This window comes from Megasphaera sp. An286 (genome assembly GCF_002163455.1).
GTDB lineage: Bacteria > Bacillota > Negativicutes > Veillonellales > Megasphaeraceae > Megasphaera > Megasphaera stantonii.
On record NZ_NFIY01000013.1, the window covers coordinates 51,460 to 71,780 of the forward strand.

General features: G+C 46.6%; 20 protein-coding genes, 1 tRNA gene and 1 pseudogene. 3 read left to right on the top strand and 19 right to left on the bottom strand.

Annotated features, from left to right (window positions below; translation table 11 throughout):
* The 14 genes from selB (B5F80_RS07300) to prdC form a co-directional block, all read right to left on the bottom strand.
* Positions 1-1,914 (bottom strand): selenocysteine-specific translation elongation factor, encoded by a 1,914-nt coding sequence (gene selB, locus B5F80_RS07300; RefSeq protein ID WP_087478163.1) that lies wholly within the window; start codon positions 1,912-1,914, stop codon positions 1-3.
* Positions 1,915-2,184 carry a DUF3343 domain-containing protein gene (locus B5F80_RS07305; RefSeq protein WP_087478164.1) on the bottom strand — a complete coding sequence of 90 codons (270 nt, stop codon included), beginning with the start codon at positions 2,182-2,184 and terminating at the stop codon, positions 1,915-1,917.
* Positions 2,185-2,192: 8 nt separating this feature from the next.
* A complete protein-coding gene (gene yedF, locus B5F80_RS07310) occupies positions 2,193-2,783 on the bottom strand; it encodes a sulfurtransferase-like selenium metabolism protein YedF (RefSeq protein ID WP_087478165.1) in 591 nt (196 codons plus the stop codon).
* Positions 2,784-2,835: 52 nt separating this feature from the next.
* Positions 2,836-3,984 carry an aminotransferase class V-fold PLP-dependent enzyme gene (locus B5F80_RS07315; protein ID WP_087478166.1) on the bottom strand — a complete coding sequence of 383 codons (1,149 nt, stop codon included), beginning with the start codon at positions 3,982-3,984 and terminating at the stop codon, positions 2,836-2,838.
* Between the two features lie 96 nt (positions 3,985-4,080).
* On the bottom strand, positions 4,081-5,373 hold the full coding sequence (gene purB / locus B5F80_RS07320; RefSeq protein ID WP_087478167.1) for an adenylosuccinate lyase: 1,293 nt from the start codon (positions 5,371-5,373) through the stop codon (positions 4,081-4,083).
* A gap of 84 nt (positions 5,374-5,457) precedes the next feature.
* Complete coding sequence (gene selB / locus B5F80_RS07325; RefSeq protein WP_087478168.1) at positions 5,458-7,419, bottom strand: selenocysteine-specific translation elongation factor; 1,962 nt, start codon at positions 7,417-7,419, stop codon at positions 5,458-5,460.
* A 93-nt stretch (positions 7,420-7,512) separates the two neighbouring features.
* Entirely contained in the window at positions 7,513-7,662 is a 150-nt protein-coding gene (locus B5F80_RS11275; protein ID WP_158099965.1) for a hypothetical protein, read from the bottom strand.
* Complete coding sequence (locus tag B5F80_RS07330) at positions 7,659-8,537, bottom strand: sulfite exporter TauE/SafE family protein (protein ID WP_204246363.1); 879 nt, start codon at positions 8,535-8,537, stop codon at positions 7,659-7,661. The genes B5F80_RS11275 and B5F80_RS07330 overlap by 4 nt, the downstream gene beginning before the upstream one ends.
* On the bottom strand, positions 8,534-9,028 hold the full coding sequence (locus B5F80_RS07335; RefSeq protein ID WP_087478169.1) for a glycine/sarcosine/betaine reductase component B subunit: 495 nt from the start codon (positions 9,026-9,028) through the stop codon (positions 8,534-8,536). The genes B5F80_RS07330 and B5F80_RS07335 overlap by 4 nt, the downstream gene beginning before the upstream one ends.
* A 14-nt stretch (positions 9,029-9,042) precedes the next feature.
* Entirely contained in the window at positions 9,043-9,780 is a 738-nt protein-coding gene (gene prdD / locus B5F80_RS07340; RefSeq protein ID WP_087478170.1) for a proline reductase cluster protein PrdD, read from the bottom strand.
* 43 nt (positions 9,781-9,823) lie between these two features.
* Positions 9,824-10,549, bottom strand: coding sequence for a D-proline reductase (dithiol) protein PrdB (gene prdB, locus B5F80_RS11460; RefSeq protein ID WP_255376419.1), 726 nt, complete (start codon positions 10,547-10,549; stop codon positions 9,824-9,826).
* 22 nt (positions 10,550-10,571) lie between these two features.
* Entirely contained in the window at positions 10,572-10,859 is a 288-nt protein-coding gene (locus B5F80_RS07350) for a CBO2463/CBO2479 domain-containing protein (protein ID WP_087478172.1), read from the bottom strand.
* A gap of 27 nt (positions 10,860-10,886) precedes the next feature.
* Positions 10,887-12,794, bottom strand: coding sequence for a D-proline reductase (dithiol) proprotein PrdA (gene prdA / locus B5F80_RS07355; protein WP_087478173.1), 1,908 nt, complete (start codon positions 12,792-12,794; stop codon positions 10,887-10,889).
* A gap of 46 nt (positions 12,795-12,840) precedes the next feature.
* Entirely contained in the window at positions 12,841-14,130 is a 1,290-nt protein-coding gene (prdC, locus tag B5F80_RS07360) for a proline reductase-associated electron transfer protein PrdC (protein WP_267312905.1), read from the bottom strand.
* Between the two features lie 192 nt (positions 14,131-14,322).
* Between prdC and B5F80_RS07365 the strand changes: the two genes are divergently transcribed.
* Both B5F80_RS07365 and B5F80_RS11280 read left to right on the top strand, forming a co-directional pair.
* A complete protein-coding gene (locus B5F80_RS07365; RefSeq protein ID WP_087478175.1) occupies positions 14,323-15,801 on the top strand; it encodes a hypothetical protein in 1,479 nt (492 codons plus the stop codon).
* 104 nt (positions 15,802-15,905) lie between these two features.
* A tRNA-Sec gene (locus B5F80_RS11280) sits at positions 15,906-16,002 on the top strand.
* Positions 16,003-16,069: 67 nt separating this feature from the next.
* On the opposite strand, the gene selD is transcribed toward B5F80_RS11280, so the two are convergent.
* Genes selD through yedE form a run of 4 tightly spaced genes read right to left on the bottom strand, consistent with a single transcriptional unit; the run spans position 16,070 to position 18,662 of the window.
* Positions 16,070-17,107 (bottom strand): selenide, water dikinase SelD, encoded by a 1,038-nt coding sequence (selD, locus tag B5F80_RS07370; protein ID WP_087478176.1) that lies wholly within the window; start codon positions 17,105-17,107, stop codon positions 16,070-16,072.
* A 14-nt stretch (positions 17,108-17,121) separates the two neighbouring features.
* Positions 17,122-17,367: a DUF3343 domain-containing protein gene (locus B5F80_RS07375; RefSeq protein ID WP_087478177.1), complete on the bottom strand. Its 246-nt coding sequence runs from the start codon at positions 17,365-17,367 to the stop codon at positions 17,122-17,124.
* A 10-nt stretch (positions 17,368-17,377) separates the two neighbouring features.
* Complete coding sequence (locus tag B5F80_RS07380) at positions 17,378-17,581, bottom strand: sulfurtransferase TusA family protein (protein ID WP_204246365.1); 204 nt, start codon at positions 17,579-17,581, stop codon at positions 17,378-17,380.
* A 7-nt stretch (positions 17,582-17,588) separates the two neighbouring features.
* Positions 17,589-18,662, bottom strand: coding sequence for a YedE family putative selenium transporter (yedE, locus tag B5F80_RS07385; protein ID WP_087478179.1), 1,074 nt, complete (start codon positions 18,660-18,662; stop codon positions 17,589-17,591).
* Positions 18,663-18,907: 245 nt separating this feature from the next.
* Between yedE and B5F80_RS07390 the strand changes: the two genes are divergently transcribed.
* The gene (locus B5F80_RS07390) at positions 18,908-20,059 is read left to right on the top strand and encodes an aminotransferase class V-fold PLP-dependent enzyme (protein ID WP_087478180.1); all 1,152 of its coding nucleotides are present in this window, start codon (positions 18,908-18,910) and stop codon (positions 20,057-20,059) included.
* A 22-nt stretch (positions 20,060-20,081) separates the two neighbouring features.
* Here B5F80_RS07390 and B5F80_RS11350 read toward each other — a convergent pair.
* A pseudogene (locus tag B5F80_RS11350) lies at positions 20,082-20,321 on the bottom strand (IS30 family transposase); the annotation flags it as partial.

Below are 20,321 nucleotides of genomic sequence, written 5' to 3' on the forward strand. Positions count from 1 at the left end.
TCACCTGCTTTCTATGCGGTCTGCGCCGTCGCCAAGGACTCGCCCGCCGTCGGCGCGCCGCGTCACGTGCTGTTCATCCATGTAATCCAGTAATTGAAGGGCCCCTTTGCGCCCGATGCCTAAGAGATCGCGGAAGGCGGCCAGCTCAATGGGCCCCTTTTCCCGCACGTAGCGGCACAGGCGTCGCACGGCGTCGTCATAGGCCCGGCGCGCCACAGCGTATTCCGGCGATAAGATTACGGCCATCTTCCCCCGCATGGCTTCCAGCACGGCCCGGCCATCCGGCCAGGGAGCGATCAAATCGCTGATCTTTACAGGCGTATAGCCCGATTGGATTAAGGCCGCCGTCATGGCGTCGCGGGCCTTTTTCTGCTCCGGCGTAAAGACGACGCGGAACCGGCTGGCCGCTGCGACGGCATCCTCTATGCGGCAGCTCCCGTCTCCTTCCATGAGGCGCAGGATCTCGCCGGCTTCTTTTTCCGACAAGGAACCGCCCAAACGAGAGCGGAACTCGCCGAGGGGCATGCCCGGGCGCAGGGGATATTCCTTGTGATAGGCCAGCAGGAGCTGCACGGCCCGGCCTTTAAGCTTTTGATACGCCTCCCGATGGATATAGCCGGCCGCCGTCTCGTACAGAACGCCCTCTTCCGAAAGGCGGGCTGCAGCTGCGTCCAGTACGGCGGCATCTGCTCCCAAGGCGGCCTGCACGTCGGCCTGACGGGCAAAGGATTTCGCCTTGTGGAGCAGGTAATCGCAGAGCCCTTCGTCGAGGCTGCCGCTGTCCTTCGCTTTTAAGCTCTCCAGCACGGCTTCCTTAAAGCGGCGGTGCTTGCGGGGATTAGCGTCCAGTACTTCGCCGCCGCCTAGGGTGCGCATGGGGGAAAAGGTCCGCAGGATAAATCGATCCCTTGCCTTGACGACGATTTCATCCCCTTCCAGCCGCAGCTGCACAAAGCCTTCCTGTCCGGGAAGAATCGACTCCACGCCCAGGGGGACGGCCCGGACCATGACTTCCTGCGTCCCGACGAGGAGGCGCAGGCGGTCCCACATCTGAATCGGACAGCTCGCTCGCTTCAAGCAGGAAACCTTGGCGTCGATCATTCTCGTCGGCGTCAAATCGCCGGAAGCGCACAGTACGCCGCCGCGGCAAACTTCATCAGTCCCTATATTGGCTAGGTTGAGCGCCGTCCGCTGGCCCGCCTCGGTCTGTCCGACGTTTTGCTCATGAACCTGTATATTCCGGACCCGCACGGCCCGCTTCTCCGGATACAAAAACAGCTCGTCGCCGACGGATACAGCGCCGTCCAGCAGCGTCCCCGTCACGACGGTGCCGAAGCCCTTTACGGAAAAGGCGCGGTCGATATTCAGCCGGGCCGCGCCGTTGGAGCCACGTTCCGCCAGCCCTTCCGTCGTCGCCTGTATCTTGGCGACGAGGTCCGAAAGGCCCCGGCCCGTAAGGGCGTCCGTTTCGACGATGTCAGCGTTGGCAGCTGCCGTATCGGCCAGTTTGGCGCGAATATCCTCCTTGACCAGCTCCAGCATATCTTCGTCGACCGTATCGGCCTTCGTAATGACGACGAGATACTTTTCAATTCCCAGGAGCGTCAAGATATCCATATGCTCGACCGTCTGTGGCATGACTCCTTCATTGGCATCTACGACCAGCAGCACCATGCCCAGTCCGGGCAGGCCGGCGACCATGTTCTTGATAAATCGCTCGTGGCCGGGAACGTCGACGATGCCGGCGCGCGTGCCGTCGGGCAAATCCAAATAGGCAAAGCCCAGGTTAATCGTCAGGCCCCGCCGCTTTTCTTCCTGCGTCGTATCCGTATCGATACCCGTCAGGGCCTTTACCAGGGTCGTCTTGCCATGGTCTACGTGGCCGGCCGTCCCGATGACGACATGTCTTGCCATTTACGCACCGCCTCCCTGTTTTTCATAAGACACCTTCAATCCGTCCCGCACGGCATGATACAAGTTTTCGCAGGAAAGGCCGCATTGCGCCAGCAGCGCCAGCAGCGCCCCTTCCTCCTCCAGGTCGTAGCGCAGGGAAAATCCGCAGCTGGCGTAAATTTTTCCCGGCGTCGGCACGATGCGGGCCTTTATCTGATGCCGCTTAGCTTCCGCCTCGGCCTGCATCGCGTCCTTCGTATTGTAAAACAAAGCGATGCCATACGTTTCCATAGGCCCTCCTACGGCTTGACAATACGGTCGGCCGTCCGCATCAATTCGACGATGCGGTACATATTCGTGATTTCGCCGACAGCGACTTTATCCGTCAGCCCGTAAAAATTGAGGCAGGCGCCGCAGGCGTAAATCGGCACACCCATCTGCGCCAGCTTCTGCAGGTCTTCCAGCGATTCCGAGCCTTCCGTTACCAGGGGCACGCCGCCGTTGTAAAAGACGACGCACTGAGGCAGGACGTCCTGCTCCGTCAGGGTATACAGGAAGGTCTTGAGCAGGCTTTTGCCGAAGGCCTCGTCGCCGACGCCCATGTACGGCGAATTGACGACGACGATATACGAATCGGCGGCCTTCGCCGTTTCGGCTGCTGGAGACGAGACCGCCGCCTGCCCGTTCTTGGCGATGACGACGACGTAGCGATCCGTCGCTTCTTCCGTCAGCGTATACGTGCAGCCCAGCTGATCGGCCAGGCGCTTCAAGTTTTCCGTCGCAATCCGGTTGTCGACAATCGTTTCTACTACATCGTGTTCCTTCAGGGCTTTATGGGTTTGTATTACCGGAAGCGGGCAGGCCTTGCCCGTCATATCGATTTTAAACATGTTGCCATTCCTCCTTATACGATACGTTCTATTTCATCATGTTCCGACAATCTCACGTCTCCATGGCGGCAATATCCTGCAGGGCTCGTACGGCCGCCGCGACGTCGTCTTCCGTCGTAAACCGGGAAAAGGAAAAGCGCACGGCGCCGCGCCGCTCCGTATGGAGCTGCTCGTGCATGAGCGGGGCGCAGTGAAATCCAGACCGCGTCGCCATGCCGTATTGATCCCATAAGATATCGCTGACCAAGGCCGAATCGGCGTCGCCGACATTCAGGGCGTATACGCCGACGCGAGGGCCGGAAAAGTCGCCGTACAGCGTAACGTTCGGCAGGTCCCGAATTCCTTCCGTAAAGATGCGTCCCAGACGATCCTGATGGCGGACTGCCGCCTCTAAGCCTTCGTCAAGCAGCACCTGCACGCCTGCAGCCAGGCCGGCAATCCCGGCGACGTTGGCCGTGCCCGCTTCGAATACGCCTGGAATCTCCTTCGGCTGTTCGCGGGCAAAGGAATGGACGCCGTCGCCTCCCGTAATATACGGCCGCACCTCCGCGTCCTTTCGGATGCAGACGCCGCCCGTTCCTCCCGGCCCATAGAGCGATTTATGGCCCGTAAAGCACAGGGCCGTGACGACGCCGTCGGACAAATCGATAGGATAGGCCCCGGCCGATTGGGACGCATCGACGACGAGCATCAGGGAATGGTTCCGGCAGAAGGCCCTGATGCGTTCCAAGTCCATGACGTTGCCCGTCACGTTCGATGCATGGTTGCACACGACGGCCTTCGTCGACGGCCGCAGCTTCTGTTCCAGTTCATCGTACCGCAGGGCCCCCGTGCCGGCTTCCGAGCCGATAAAATCGACGGCCGTTCCCTGCTGCTCCAGCTGATACAGGGGCCGCAGGACGGCGTTGTGTTCCCATGTCGTCGTCAGGACGTGATCACCCGCTCCGAGCAGCCCTTTCAGCACCATGTTGAGAGCCGCCGTGGAATTATGCGTAAAGGCCACGTCGTACGCCTCGCCGGCATGAAACAGCGTCTTAATCAATTCCTTCGCCTGCAGCACTAACCCGTAGGCTCGCAGCGAATAGGCGTGGGCGCCCCGGGAAGGATTGCCCAGCAGGCCGCCGCTGAGGGCGTCGTACACGGCCTGGGCCACGGCCTGCGGCTTCTGCGCCGTCGTCGCGGCGTTGTCAAAGTAATACATGTCCATCGCTCCTTTCCGCAGAACTCCTAACCGATTTCATTTGTTAAAAAAAGGCAGCTCGCAACGGAGCTGCCTTTTATCTTGCCTGTAGGCGAATTAGAGGCCAAAGCGGGCAAAAATCGTATCGACATGGCTGAGCATCTTATGAACGTCGAAGCAGGCTTCGATGTCTTCGTTGCTCATGAATTTAGCAATATCTTCGTCTTTTTTGAGGTTTTCCAGGAAATCTTCCCCTTCGAGCCAGCGCTTCATGGCGTTGCGCTGTACCCAGCGGTAAGCCTGTTCGCGGACCGCGCCCTTTTCGACGAGGGTGTTGAGAAGAATCGGGCTGTAGATGAGGCCGCCCGTCAGGTTCAGGTCCTGCATCATCTTTTCCGGATATACGATGAGGCGGTCGACGACGCGCGTAAAGGTCTGGAGCATGTAGTCGAGGGCAATGGTGCTGTCCGGCAGGATAACCCGTTCGACAGACGAATGGGAAATATCCCGTTCATGCCAGAGCGCTACGTCTTCCAGGGCCGCCTGGGCGTTGCCGCGGATGACGCGGGCCAGGCCGCACATGCGTTCGCACGTAATAGGATTGCGTTTATGCGGCATGATAGACGAGCCCTTCTGTTTGGGGCTGAAATATTCTTCCGCTTCGCGGACTTCCGTACGCTGGAGGTGGCGGATTTCCGTAGCGAATTTATCGATGGAGCTGGCAATGACGGCCAGCGTCGTCACAAATTCGGCGTGGCGGTCGCGCTGCAGCGTCTGGGACGAAATCGGCGACGCGGCGATGCCCAGGTGTTCGCAGACGTATTTTTCTACGAAGGGATCGACGTCAGCGTAGGTGCCGACAGCGCCGGAAATCTTGCCGACGGCGATCGTTTCCTTGGCTCGTTTCATGCGTTCGATGTTGCGTTCCGTTTCAGCCAGCCAGTTGCAGAGCTTGAGGCCGAAGGTCGTCGCTTCGGCATGGATGCCGTGGGTACGGCCGATGCAGGGCGTATATTTGAATTCAACGGCGCGGCGGCGCAGAACGTCGCGGAAATCTTCCAGATCCTTGATGAGGATATCCGAAGCCTGCTTGAGCATATAGCCCATGGCCGTATCCTTTACGTCTGTCGACGTCAGGCCCAGGTGAACATATTTGCCGGCTTCGCCGATGTTTTCCGAAAGGGTGGAAACAAAGGCGGCAATATCATGATGTGTTTCCGCTTCGATTTCATGGATGCGTTCGACAGAAAACTTCGCTTTTTCGCGAATTTCCTTGGCCGCTTCCTTCGGCACGTTGCCGAGCTCAGCTTGGGCTTCGCTGGCCAGGATTTCTACCTGTTTCAGCGTATCCCATTCGTTGAATTCTGTCCAAATATGACCCATTTCCGGTTTCGTATAGCGTTCAATCACGTTGAATCTCTCCTTTTAAATAGATGCGTATAGTTAATAGCGATTCTAGTTCATTATACACTATCTATCCCCGTGTAGCTAGTTTTATTTCACGCCTTTTTTCCCTAAAACGCGATAATTTTCTACTCGTTTCGTTACTTCTCCAGCATCAGCATATTCTAAAATAAGCATAGACGACTTACGGCTAGACTTTGTTATATCCCGAAAATCACCAAGCGTCATCTTACCGTATTCGCCGATGTAATCGATAATTTTTTTTACAGCTTGATCATATACAGACTTAGCGATAACGTATTCTGGCGTTAAAAAAATAACAGAATCACCGCGAAGCGCTTCAAGAACCGCATCGGCATCTTTCGCCAAAGAAGAAAGATCTTCCACTTTCAACGGAGTGAATCCAGATTTCTCCAGTGTTGTCTCTATAGATTTCTTCACGGCCAACTGTGTTTCGGAAAAAACAACATAAAATTTTGCTGCCGCAACATAGCTGCCTTCCAGCCGGCAATACTGATGTTCTATCATGAGTTGCAAGAATAGGGAAATAACTCTGTCCGATAATAACTTCCGCATGCGAGAACGAGAATCTTCCGTTTGGATATCTCGGTATTTCGGATTTATATGCAGTAAATTTCTCATACGAGACCTAAGTTCTTCAATGGCCATACCTTTGCGCAACGGATATCTTTGATGATACGATAGCAAAAACTGTAAAGTCTGACCACGCATCTTCTTATATACTTCACTATGTATATAACCAAGCGCCGTTTCCTCAATAATTTTTTCCTGGCGTAAATGCTGGACAATAGCCTGAATATGTTCCTCTGCCAAGCCTAAATACGCAGCAATCTTACTAGCAGGAGTAAATACATCACAGGAATTGCGTAGAAAATCGGCAACAATATCTTCCAAATTTCCTTCTTCTTTAATTTTTAGACTTTCCAATACATCTTCTTTAAACCGTCTGTGTTTTTTAGGTGCTGCATCCAGAACCTCGCCGCCGCCAATTGTAAAAATGGGCGAATACGTCCGTAAAATAAACCGATCGCCTTCTTTTATTACAATTGCTTCTTCCAAGCGCAATTGCATAAATCCATCACATCCAGGTTCAATCTGGTCGACACCGAGAGGAACAATACGAGCCATGATTTCTCGTGTCCCAACTAAAAGACGTACTCTATCCCACAGCTCCATTGCAGTCGGAGCACTGCGAAGACACTGTATTTTCGCATCTATCATCCATGTCGGCTGAAGAAACGGCACTTTAGATAGGACATCACCGCGATGAATTTCTTCTACGCTGACGTTAGCCAAGTTCAACGCCGTACGGTGCGGCGCGTCTGCCTGCACAACATTTTGCTCATGAACCTGTATATTACGAATTCGCGTTTTCTTTCCACCGGGATATACGGTTAGTTCATCACCAATGCGTACTGACCCGTCCAACAACGTCCCCGTTACGACGGTACCAAATCCCTTTATGCTGAATACCCTGTCTACATTAAGCCGTGCGTCCCCTTTTTTTGCTTGTTCGGGACGAGTTTCCGCCCAGTCTTGAATCTTTTTTTTCAACAAATCCAAACCCTTACCACTGACCGCATCTGTTTCAATCAGCTCCGCATCAGCTAACGGAGTATTCGCCAGTTGTTCTCGAATATCGGCGATTACCAACGCTTTCATTTCGTCATCAACGGTATCAACCTTGGTCAAAACAAGGAAAAAGTCCTGTATCCCCAAGAGAGTCAATATATCAATATGCTCTTTAGTCTGCGGCATAACGCCTTCTCCAGCATCAATGACCAACAAAACAAGGCTAATACCAGGTAGACCGGCAACCATATTCTTGATAAACCGTTCATGTCCAGGAACGTCGACAATGCCGACACGCTGGCCGTTAGGCAAATCCAGATAAGCAAATCCCAAATTAATCGACAAGCCCCGCATCTTTTCTTCTTTTGTCGTATCTGTTTCAATACCAGTTAAAGCTTTAATCAAGGTAGATTTTCCATGATCGACATGACCAGCTGTCGCTATTACTAGATTTGTCATCACTATGCCTCCACATGCCAAGATTATGATTCTTCTTAAAAAATTGCAACATCCTTTATCCAGAGAATACCTGCTCTATCATGCAATATGAAATTAAGAGATTGCGAATAGTGCAAAACAACAGTGCTTACCTGAATCTTCCAAGTAAGCACTATCGTCTTTCAAATACTCAAAAATAAATAGGATTACTTTTTCAAACCAAAAGCTTAATTTTTGATTTGCCAGCGCATTCTCATCTTTCATACACTAGGCTGCTTCAATCCTTTACGCACATAAGATATGCCAGTATAAATTACGACAACAATAATAATCCATGTTAATAGTTTTAAATCCATATTGATAACAAGATTTGCCGCTACCAATACGCCAACAATACCTGCTAATGTAAAGCAGAGGCTTATTTTCCTTGCATAATCTCCAGCAACAATAAACTCTTTGCCAGCTACAGGCATTAACGCCGCAGCCGACCCCATCATGACAGGAAAAGCAATAATAGGGTCTAACCCCAGCATAAATACCATTACCATACACGGAGCATAGAGTCCACAACCTAAAGTCATGAGCGCTCCAAAAATGCAGTTTAATATAATCGCCAGAATCAACTTACCGCCATCAAGACCCACAGCAGTATTGCCGCTTCCCAAAAAATCCACGATTCCCGTTTGTTTTCCGATCATCAATACTGCAGTTACTAACAAAGCAAAACCCAAATAGGTTTGCACTTTTCGTTCAGGAAGTTTCGGTACAAATCTTCCGCCTACGGCTGCACCAAAAATGGCTGCAAAAATTAAAGAGAATAAGGTAACGGGCTCCACTTCAACGTTGTTTATAAAAATATAGGCTTCCATCATTACCGGAACTGTAAATGAAATATTCAAAATTCCCGGTAAATGACGATCTTGTTTCAATTGTTTGGTTACGTTGAGCAGCATCGTCGATGTCGCAAAACTACCAATTCCAAAGACATCAAAAAAGTCTACGATAAAACCAATGCCTAAATTAATTGGCCAACTACCATATCCTAAATCATGCCGATGGGTATACAAATCTCGAATATAGAAAAATAAAAAATATATGAGTAAAACACCTAATAAACCCAGCAATAATGTAACTATCATCGCGCCTCGCCTCCTACCAAGTCACGTTTATTCTTGCGTATAACTAACTTAATAGCAGCAAGGGCTTTTACCGCATCGATGGTATTGACAGCATTTTCACCTACGATTTCTGTCTCAATTCCTTCAATGGACTTATTAATATCTAAGACTTGACGTGTATATTCATTCGAAACAACAAAATTAGCTTGTTTGCCAATAAACTTTAATCCTACGACGCTAATATTTTTCTGACCAATCTGTTCCATCGTATTCATGAAATCTACATCAGAATTGCCCCATCCATCGGCCGATACAACAGCACCATCGCAATTCATCGCATCTAACCATGCAGCAACGCGTTGACCAACCAAATGCTTCATATAATTATCTTGCGGCGTTCCGACAATAATGATACCGCAAAAATCACATTCAGGATCTGCAGCAAATACCTTAACCAAGGGGTCTTCAAAATAATGCTTGGACGTTTCTTTTGTGGAAGGACCAATACCCATACGAAAATCCCTCCTTATACCATAGCCCGCAACGCGCCGTCCCGATATTCGTTTGGCGTCAATAGCACAGGCATATTATTTATATCAATGATAGAGATACCGCCCTCAAAACCACTCGGTTCTTTTGGGAAACACAAGGTATCGTACATTGCCCCTTGTCCTGCAACTTGCTTTACTAATGCAATCCGCAGTTTTCCTGGATGGGATTCTTCTTTATACACGTAAGTTTCTACAGCGTCTTTTCCATTTAAGGTTTTAAGCTGATTTCGGATTTGCTGAATGTATAAATCAGCTAGAGCAAACATATCTAAACAAAGAGTTCTTGTTAAATTGCAGCCCTTTTTAGCCAACATATCCAACAAAATAACGTAATCATCATATTTAGGTGTGCCAGCCTGGTTCCACTTCATGGTTTCATTTAAAATGCCTTCGCTAGAACCAAACTCATGCATTTGCTCTCCATCACGAATCGCGCCGCATAGGACCACGCATACTCCCGTAAGAGTATGCGTGATGCCTCTGCCAATTGTACCCAATACTTTGGTCGATATGGGAATAACATCCATAATCGTATTTGTTTGGACATCCCGGCACCGCGGCGGTAAAATTCGTATGCTCAGCTGTTCAATGTCCGGGAAATCATATGCAAATTCTGTTGGAACGCTTAATCTTTCATTCTCCAAACGGAAGTTTTTCCCAGCTCGTACTTCTTGCATATGAAAAACCCGTATTTTTAACGCTTCACCCCGCATTTTTCCACCTGCTTTTCAGTTGCTTACGCAATTTGACTACCAATTAAATATGCGCAATATATTCATACGGCAACGGAACAATCTTGCCCGGCGTCTGAATATCTTCCAGCTGTTGCAGCGTATCACGTACAATCCCCAGCTGCATTGGAATGTTATGCGGTTCTCCAGCGTTTGCCCCCATAGGAACACGGGGAGCAACTGCACGAGGCGCGCCGTTCTGTCTTACGACCGGCGGCAATGCGGCGATAATAATAGTAGGAATACCAATTTCTTCAATAGCTCTCTGCACGATCACGGCAGTTCTATGACACGTGCCTCACCCAGCAGTCAGAATGACGCCGTCAACGTCTTCTGCTTTTAACTGTCTTGCAATTTCCGGGCCAGTAATATCGTGGAATGCAGTCTGATCGCCGCCGCCGCCCATAAAACCGTAATGATATGGAGCAGTTTCCTTAATAAAGCCTTCTTTAACCAAATCGTGAAGGCGATCCAAGGGAAACATACAGTTAATGTCTTTGTTAGCGTCAGAGTTATCATAGCCGCCATGAGAAATCATTAAATCCGACGTCGGAGTCTCATCAGGAATAACACGAAAAGATGTGTCACCTGCAAGATTAAAGCGTTTATCCGATTTCAAATGCGCGCCGCAAGCCGATGCCAAGGCAATTCGCATTTCTTTTAAGGGTTTTGTGACAGGCGTGAAAATGGATTTAGGCGTAATAGGCACATAAATCTCAGATTGCAAGCCTTCGAATACAGTTAAACTCATAAGGCTGATTCTCCTCTCATGATTAAGTTTGTGATTTTTTTCGTTCTTCACGCAACCGCTTTTGCCGTTCAATCGATTGAACGTAATGCGGTACTGGTTCTTCATCGAAAACCTCCGGATAGGACATAAGAAAACCGACTTCCTGCCCTACTTTGAGATCGTAATTGGAAATGATCATCCGTTTAGGAATTCTGAGTTGTCCTAAGCGTCCTTTCAAGTCAATAGCAACGCTGCCGTCGTGAACTTCCACAATAACGCCTTCATACATGCATTCGCTCGACGTATATTTCAACTCATGTTCAGTTCCCATGATCCTCATCTCCTTTCCTACGCATCTCTATTCGTCTTCCGGTTCATATTTTTCCAAACGCTTCTTACTCTTCGGCAGTACTTGTTCATTATCTACCAAATCAATCTTGATACCCAGCGTATTTTCAATAATTTCGATGTTATTCTGTTTTACGTTCGGATTCCATTTTCGTTCCGCAGCTTTAATTGTTCCGCCACCCATCAGGGTCTTGAGCATAGCCAACTGGCGAATGGCATCTTCACGGCACAAGGTATTATTTCCTAAAATTTCGTTCTCAATACCCTGTTTTGACTTATTATTATCGCACATGGCCCCCATGTATTTGTTGCCTACAACAAGAGCGCCTTGTACTGCGCAATACGATGCGCCGACAACTTTTACGCCACGTTTGCCAATCTGTTCAATATGCGACGCAAAGTCAACGTGATTGTTGCCAAAACCTTCTGTCGTAACAATTGCTCCATCTACGCCCAAACATTCTACTGTCTGTCCTACACGGCTGGAAACATAGAACTTATCGGAATTGGCCTGCGGCGAACCGACGAGCATTACGCCAACTAAGTCGATTTCTTCATCCTGCATCGCTTCATGCACGAGGGGTTCGCGCCAGTAATGACGGGACATTTCTTTCGAGGCCGGCCCAATGCATGTAAGTGCATGAATAGCGCCGTCGACAAGTTCGAGCGGATTCAGCATTACTGGCATATTTCCAAGGTCGACGTTCGGTTTTGCTCCGAGCGTGCCTACCGGTTCTGCCGGCAGGATCAAGTTATCATGCATGGCGCCTTGACCCATGATTTCTTTAACAATAACGACCTTAGGCTTGCCTGGATGACGATACTGAACGATTTCTTCTTTTTCGACGACAAGCGATTCATCAGCTTTTTTAATAGCCTTACGAATTTCTTCACAAATATAATCAGAAGCACGGTGTGCTGCCAGAGGTCCCGGACGTTCCATGTTGGAATGCGCTGCAATTGTAACATTCGTCCGGATAAAGATTTCGCCTTTATCCGGAGAGCCAGGCCGCCCCCACATGATATTGCGATCCATTTCACCTTCGCTGGAACCAAATTCGCCAATTTGTACGCCGTTATGATCGGTACCCGTTACCATAAAAATGACGCCGTCGAGGACACGAGTAACGCCTTCGCCGATTTCACCTTCCATTTTCGCAGCAATCGGCTGTACATCCATAATCGTATTGCTGTATTCACCATAACGATCTGGCGTGATGATATCCAGTTCAAGTTTTTCTACTAATTCCTGGGAATCGGCAGCTTCTTCGCAAATGCCGTTTTTACGTATCGTCAGCGTTGTGCCTTCGATTTTCGTTTCATCCCCGAATACAACCGTTTCAATCTTCAAGTGATCATGACGAAGCTCCCGAACTTTAACGGTTTCTTCTTTTACCGGTACTTTGTCTACCGGCGTTTGCGCTTCTTCCCCGGCGGATACAGGCGCTACTGCAACACTGGGTTCAACAGCAGCGGCTGTTCCTATGCCGCCTACACCGATAGGAAACTCTAAATCAATGCCCTTGCCTTCGGTAATGTGAATTCTTACCGTACCGTTAGCAGTTACCATTGGTACGTTGTTAACTGCTGCTCCGGAAACAGCTTCTGCTGCAATGTTTTCTACAACTGGAGCAGGCGCTTTTGCCAGATCAGAATCATCTGTAGTCTGCACGCCTTTTACCAAGTCAGGTGTCAAAGGCACGAGAGAATCAACTGTTTTTGTCAGAGTTGCCCCTAAAACTTGTTCAATTTTCAAAACGTTATCTGGAATCGCAAGCAATCCAGAATCTTCCAAATCGGGGAAAATATTAGGATCTTCCAGATTGGAAGCTTGTAATACTGTGCCAGCTTCGGCACGGCAGCATAATACTGCAGGGTCTTTAGCGTGTTCTTTCGCCGTTTCAGCTGTAATCGACATATTCTTTCCTCCTAATCATTTGATACATTGACCAACTAATGACAAGCTATTTAGTAGGAAGTTTTCGATACAGCCTATGACCATCGGCCCGCAGTACGTGGTCTGTATGATGATAAACCGGAACTCCTAACCTAGGAGCTACACCCATAACGGTGTTTGTTCATTCCGAGCAAGTCCCGACTAGTACCACCTGCGCTCCCGCTTTCTTGAGCGCAATGACCTTTTCTGCCTGCCCCGGGCACACGCCCGGCAAGCCACACCTGTATCGTCCATTGACTTCAACCATGCGCTTGCACATTTCTTTGGCAACTACGGTTGCACCCATACTTTCAGCAATTTGCGTCAGTCGTTCTTCCGATCCGCCGCATTCGCAAATCAAAATACCGACATCCCGTTTTTCCTGTGGGAAAGGCATCGCTACTAAGAAACCGCCCGTCGTTTTCGTTACCGGCGTGTCTTCCGTTCCCGGACGGCCCATCTGCGGTCCGCCGACGACAATTTCGCCGCGAGGTTCCACATATCCGCCAGCCCGCTGCAATAATTCATTTGCTGGAGTACCGATCGGTACATTTACGAAAACCGACTCTTTCTGCTTCACGCGTCCCGAGATGGTTAAATCCTTATCGATAACCGGTTTACGCAGCTCTATCGCCTCTACGATATGCTTTATAGTTTCCACGTTATCAATGCACGCACCTACGGTTCCCGGAAGTTGTCCCGGCTCCAAAACAATACCTAATACTTCCCGAACAATAACGCGTTCATCTCCTGCTGGATACATATCCGGCAGCCGGAATATGTCAATGTTAGGCTCAGCTTTCGTCGCTTTGATAAGCGCTAAGACCGCTTTTTTATGTTTTGGTTTAATTGCAATGTATCCCTTGGGCGCTCCCGTTATTTCCATACAATATTTAATGCCGCGAACGAGCTGTTCCGCATGATGCTCTATCTGGTAAATATTATGCGCCAACAGCGGTTCGCATTCAGCTGCGTTTGCAATAAATACACCTTCTGGAATTTTAGTTTTCAGCTTCACCGCCGTCGGAAATCCAGCGCCGCCAGCACCTACAACACCGGCTGCTTCGATTGCTTCCAGTTTTTCAGCACATTCAGGAATGGGTACATACGTTGAAAAATCCTGTTTCTCTGCGGGATGAATGACAATCTGCGTTTCCGTCACTTCAGTAATTATTCCAGAATAACTGGCATGGAGATTCGCTCCCAACCCGGACGGTTTCGCAATAAGTTGTCCCCGTTCTACGCTGTCGCCTACCTTTACTAAAGGTAAGCATGCCCCTCCTACATGTTGTTTTAATGGCAATACAACTTTGTTCATTTTTTCACCTCCTCTCTTGGACTGTGCCTTCATTATGATGCAAAAGAGTCTTGAAAACTACAGCAAAACTTGACAATTATTTGAATATGTATATTCAAACAATAATTCCTCTTTCCTTTTTGTTTCAAAATGATAGAATAATGATTAAAGTATATCTTATTGTCATCAAAATTATTTAGGAGGAGAAACTATATGGAACTATTATCGTACGCAGCAACGCTAAAAGCCTTGCTGCACTTTACGGAAACTCCTTCAACGCAACTTGCCAAATATGTTGAATACGACATATCATATATCAGCAAATGGACGAACGGCGTTAAGTTGCCTTCTTCACGTTCTATTGATGAAATCAATACTAAAATGGGGCGCTACTTTGCAAAATTGATTATAGAACATCATAGGGAATCAGAATTCTGTTCCAGATTTGCTCTGCGCAATTCAGACGATTTGGCATTCGAAATCAGTCAACATTTGAACGCCGCTTACCGTAATTCTATTCAAAAATCAACACCGCTCATTGAATCAATGCCCCATACAGTCCTCATGACGTCCGGACAAAATATGGGACAATTATTATGTAATTTATTAAATCAAAAAGACATTTCTATCTCGGAACCACAAGAATTAATTTTTTATAACGATTTTTGTATGCTCTGCGACGTAGATTTTTGGTCTGGACTGCAAGATATTTCTCTTGACATGCCGCTAAATGTATACATTGGCCTGAACTTACATCGTATCGCCGAAACACCAAATTATCTTGGCCAGTTATATACTACCCTCAATAAATATATTTCCTGGGATGTCACTATATTTCCGATAGAAAGCACCCAAAGCAATAATTTTATCCTTTACAAAAATAAATTTATGCTTCAGTATACATTTCTTCCAAATAAAGATATACTCTGCACCTGTATTGAAAACGCCGCAATTCTTCAATCTGTATATGAAAAATGCGCTATCGAAAAATTAAAGCAAGCGTCTTTGCTTCACAGTGTAAAAACCTTTTGGCAATTTGATCCCGGATATCGGATGTCTTTTTATTCTACGAAAACTTTTTTCTTTTTCCTGACAAATGGCATGGAATATTTATTGCCGCAAGAAGTATTTGACAATCTGCAAAAACAACTACCTACAGAAGAAAAATTTATTATTGAACAACTCCGAACCACTTGGAATGAAATCGTCAATACATCCCAACTGCATATCGTGCTTCCATTCTCTTCGCTTATGGAATATTTAGAAACCGGTTATATTGACTTAACAGAATTTCAATATCGTTTAAGCGCCTCTGAACGCTATGCTCACATCCAATACGTTTTAAAGCAGCTTGAAAGAAATACGTCTATTTCCATTGGCATCCTCACCTCATCGCCGAACACTATTCACAGCGAAAAAGGCAATTTATCCTTCTATTCAAATTACAAAACTAGTTTTTTCAAGAAAAATTCCCGTGTTATTCCAGTCGGACAGAATACATTTTATATGATCGACGATTCGCATCTTAATCAATTATTTTTAAATTTCTTCCAACAGTTGACACAAACTCCACAATATCATGAATATAACAGAGATGAGCTAACGCAAAAATACGAATTATATAAGCCGTTTATTGATAAAATATTAAATTTATCCTCATCCCGACTCTCCGACACTGCTATCTACCACTAGGAACCCTCATTTATACAGCTAAAACTTGAATCTTATTTGAATATTTTTGGAAAACGTCTGTCACTTGGCAGCATATTTTTCGCATGATATACTAAAAGCGTCCTGGGAAGGGATGGGTTCTGGTGTTCCCTCTAGTCTTCAAAACTAGCATGAGAAGTTAACAACTCCTTAGGTGGGTTCGATTCCCACACCTTCTCGCCAAAAAACAACGGCCCGGAAAAAGCAAACGTTTTTTCCGGGCCGTTGTTTTTTCATGTACGTATTACTATTACTCCACAATAATTGCCGCATCATCTTTTTTCGTAACGTAGCCAATATATCTAACGCAAGGCAAGTGCTGCGTTAACGATTGATACAATTTTTCCGCATCCTTTTCAGCAACGGCAATCAGGAGTCCTCCTGACGTCTGAGGATCATAAAAAATATCCATTGTTGGGACATCTATATTGCCAACAATCCTGACATGTTTTTCAGCAAAAGCTCGATTGCGGTATGCCCCAGCAGGTACAAACCCCATAGAAGCCATATCATGCGCTTCCCGATAATACGGTACCTCCTCCGCCAGAATATGTATCGTTGTCTCGCTACCTCGGGCCATCTCATATGCATGCCCTAATAGTCCAAATCCAGTTACATCAGTACAACTATGAATATCATATGACAACATAATTTGACAAGCCGTCTTATTCAGCTGAGCCATCTGTTCATATAAGTTATGCAGCAGCATTTTATCCAATAGTCCGCCTTTCGCCGCCGTCATGAGAATTCCAACCCCCAACGGCTTTGTCAAAAGCAGAACATCGCCTTCATACGAAGAAGAGTTACGTAAAAGTTTCTTCGGATGCACAAACCCTGTAACAGATAAACCGTATTTCGGTTCTTTGTCTTCTATCGTATGTCCTCCAGTGATCAGAACGCCCGCTTCATACGCCTTATCATAGCCACCTTGTAAAATAGCGCGCACGGCATCCTTACTCATTTCCGAATTAATGCACATGATATTCATAGCAAGTTTGGGCATCGCACCCATAGCGTACACATCGCTAAGAGCATTTGCTGCCGCAATTTGTCCAAACAAAAACGGATCATCTACAATAGGTGGAAAAAAGTCAACGGTCTGCACCAAAGCAAGTTCATCGTTTACAACATATACTGAGGCATCATCGCTTTTATCATATCCAACAATGAGACGTTCATCATATCGTGTCGGAATACCTTCCAACAGCTGCGCCAGTTCCCCAGCGCCTATTTTTGCGCCTCACCCTGAGCAAGAAGCCATGTTCATTAATGCAATAATATCCGTCATACTTTCACCTCTCCTTAAACTTTAGATTGATATATACGTTCATATCCATTCGCAGTTTCACGCACAATCTGCTCGAGTTCATCGTCTACTATTATATCGGAAAAAGAAAATTCTCCCGAAACGGAAAACCGAACGCAAGTGCCGCATGATGAACTAAGGCGGCGCGGCACAGGCATTAATTGAGGGGAATTAATGTTGGCCGACTCTTTTTTAAAACGAATCGCTCCAAAATGTGAATAAAATGTAGCAATGTAATACATAAAGTCGCTCCTACTCTTTAGTAAGATGGATAACGTAATCTCCGTTTTCCTGATAGTATTCCACGGTATATCCTTGGTGCGATGCAAAGCGGCTTATGTTTTCCAAGGATGTCCGATTATCTACTATGATCTCATATGAAGGCCCTTTCTCTATCATAGCTTTTCGCAACATAATTACAGGCTCAGGACAAGAAAATCCCCTTGCATCTATCATCGTCACATCACTTTCCTCTCTGTACGTAATATGTATTAAAAATTGCAATAATAAAAACTATGACAATCCCTACGATAACCCCTATTTTTCCATTCAAAGTAGGGCCGGCTCCTGATGAGGCCATGGAAAAATTATGAGCAAATGCAGCGCCGCAAGCCAATCCTAATACGGTAATTGCCGAATCGGTATTTCCTTCGCCCGCTAAGATCAATTGACGCAGCGGGCATCCGCCTAAAAGCACACACCCAAAACCGACCAACAACATACCTAGAAAATTCCATAATCCATCGGTATGAGCTATTGGCTGACCTGAAAAGCCGGGATTAAAATTACCAAAAAAGATATTAACAATACATGCTGAAACAAATACCGCCAAAAAGCCTAACAACAATTTCCATTCACGGAATAAAATTATATCCCGAATACCTCCAACCATACACAATCGCGTCTTCTGTGCTAACGCTCCTACGATCATTCCTGCCGCTAAAGATATCCATACAGGCGCATGTTGGGCGCCTGGACCGCCTCCAGACTTTGTGAAGAAAATAACAATGGGTGCTGCAAAAAGAAGTCCCAATAATACAAGCTGCGTCACTGGCATTATCATGCCTTCTAACGGAGTTAAACTGTATGTCCGTTTCAAAGAATATCCGTGATTCAAAAAATATACTCCTACACCGATTCCCGTCGCAAATCCAAACAAACCAAACAAGGCGTTCCAGTCACCGCCAGCCAAGCGTAATATCATGCGAAAAGGACATCCTAAAAACATGAGACAGCCAATCATAACAAAAAAACCTAATATAAATCGAGTTAAGGGAGATGAACCGCCCTTGGCGGCATGCTCATGGCGAATAAAAGATACTCCAAAAGCGCCCAACAAAACGCCTATAATCTCAGGCCGGATATATTGAACGGCAGAGGCTCTATGCAGCCCTAATCCGCCAACAATATCTCTAATAAAGCAGGCAATACAAAAGCCCATATTTGCCGGATTTCCCGCCAGCACAAGCCCTCCCGCAATTCCGCCTATAACAAGTCCAGCTAACACAATATTTAACTTTTCACAAGATTCGTTCATGCAAAATATTCCTCCTTAAAATCGATATATTTATCTCACGTGAGTTTTCAGCTAAATTATATCGTATATTTATCGACTCTTAAATACCAAACAGAATTACAGCAAGATTTGAAGCCATTGAAAAATTTCTTCATTTTATTGACGTAATTGGCATTAATTTGAAATTATTTTATATTTCATTGACCTTGCTGATTATATAATGATACATTGTTTGTAATATATATGTATCGAGGAGGTTTATATTAATGAAACAAATATATCTGGACAATGCTTGTACCACCTTCCCCAAACCACCTTCAGTTCCTGCTTCGATAGCTGAGTTTATTTCAAACTGCGGAGTCAATATCAATCGCGGTTCTTATGCGCCAGCCTATGACATTGAAGAAATTGTATACACTACACGCAAATGGTTATGTGAATTATTTCATTTTTCAGAATATAAAAATGTCATTTTTACGCAAAACGTAACAATGAGTTTAAATATGGTCATCAAAGGATTACTTAAACCAGGGGACCATGTTCTAATATCTTCTATGGAACATAACGCTGTCGTTCGGCCGCTCGTTCAATTGCAACGTGAGAATATAAAGTTTAACCTTATCCCTTGTTCTGTTGATGGAGAATTGTGTACAGAAGAAATACATAAGTTGATTCAACCTAATACTCGCGCTATTATTATGACGCATGCATCTAATGTCTGTGGAACCATTATGCCGCTAAAGAAAGTAGGAGAAATATGTCGTCAATACGAATTATTGTTCATCGTCGATAGCGCGCAAACTGCCGGGGTCCTGCCCATCAATATGGACGAGATGAACATCGATGTACTATGTTTTACCGGCCACAAAGGTCTTCTTGGACCGCAAGGAATTGGTGGATTTCTCGTAAAAACACCAATTGCCGATACCATGCTTCCTTTAATTTGTGGAGGAACTGGCAGCGTGTCTCATTTAGAAACAATGCCGGAATTTCTTCCTGATAAGTTTGAAGCCGGAACATTAAATCTACCTGGAATTATTGGTCTTCACGCCGCACTACGTTACTTGAAAGAAAAAGGAACTGCGACGATATATAAAAAAGAGCTAGACCTGACAAGTCACTTCTTGAAAGGTTTATCCACATTATCCGATACACTGCACGTCACAGGTAAATCAGACTGTACAAACCGTACAGCCGTCGTATCTATTACGTCGACGAAAAAAGACAACGCCGAGGTTGCATTCCAGTTAGAATCTGAATACGGTATCTTAACCCGCGTAGGCCTACACTGCGCTCCAGTAGCACACAAGACCTTAGGAACATATCCCAATGGAACAATTCGATTTTCCTTTAGTCACTATAATACGCTAACAGAAATAGACGCAGCACTTGAAGCACTGCGTCGCATCAGCAAATAAACCATCGTACAAAGGCGAATTGTCAAGCTAAGTGCAACTTTTTAGAGTAATGTACTTCGTATGGCGTTTTGTATCCTAAACATTTTCGGGGACGGCGATTTAGTTCTGCAAAAACAGCTTGCACATAGGCTTCTGGAACGAGTGTGATGTCCGTCCCTTTCGGGAAATACTCTCGGACTAGGCCATTGGTATTTTCGTTGCTTCCCCGCTGCCAGGGCTGATGCGGCGGCGGGAAATAAAACGGCACGCCGTTCAAGGCCTC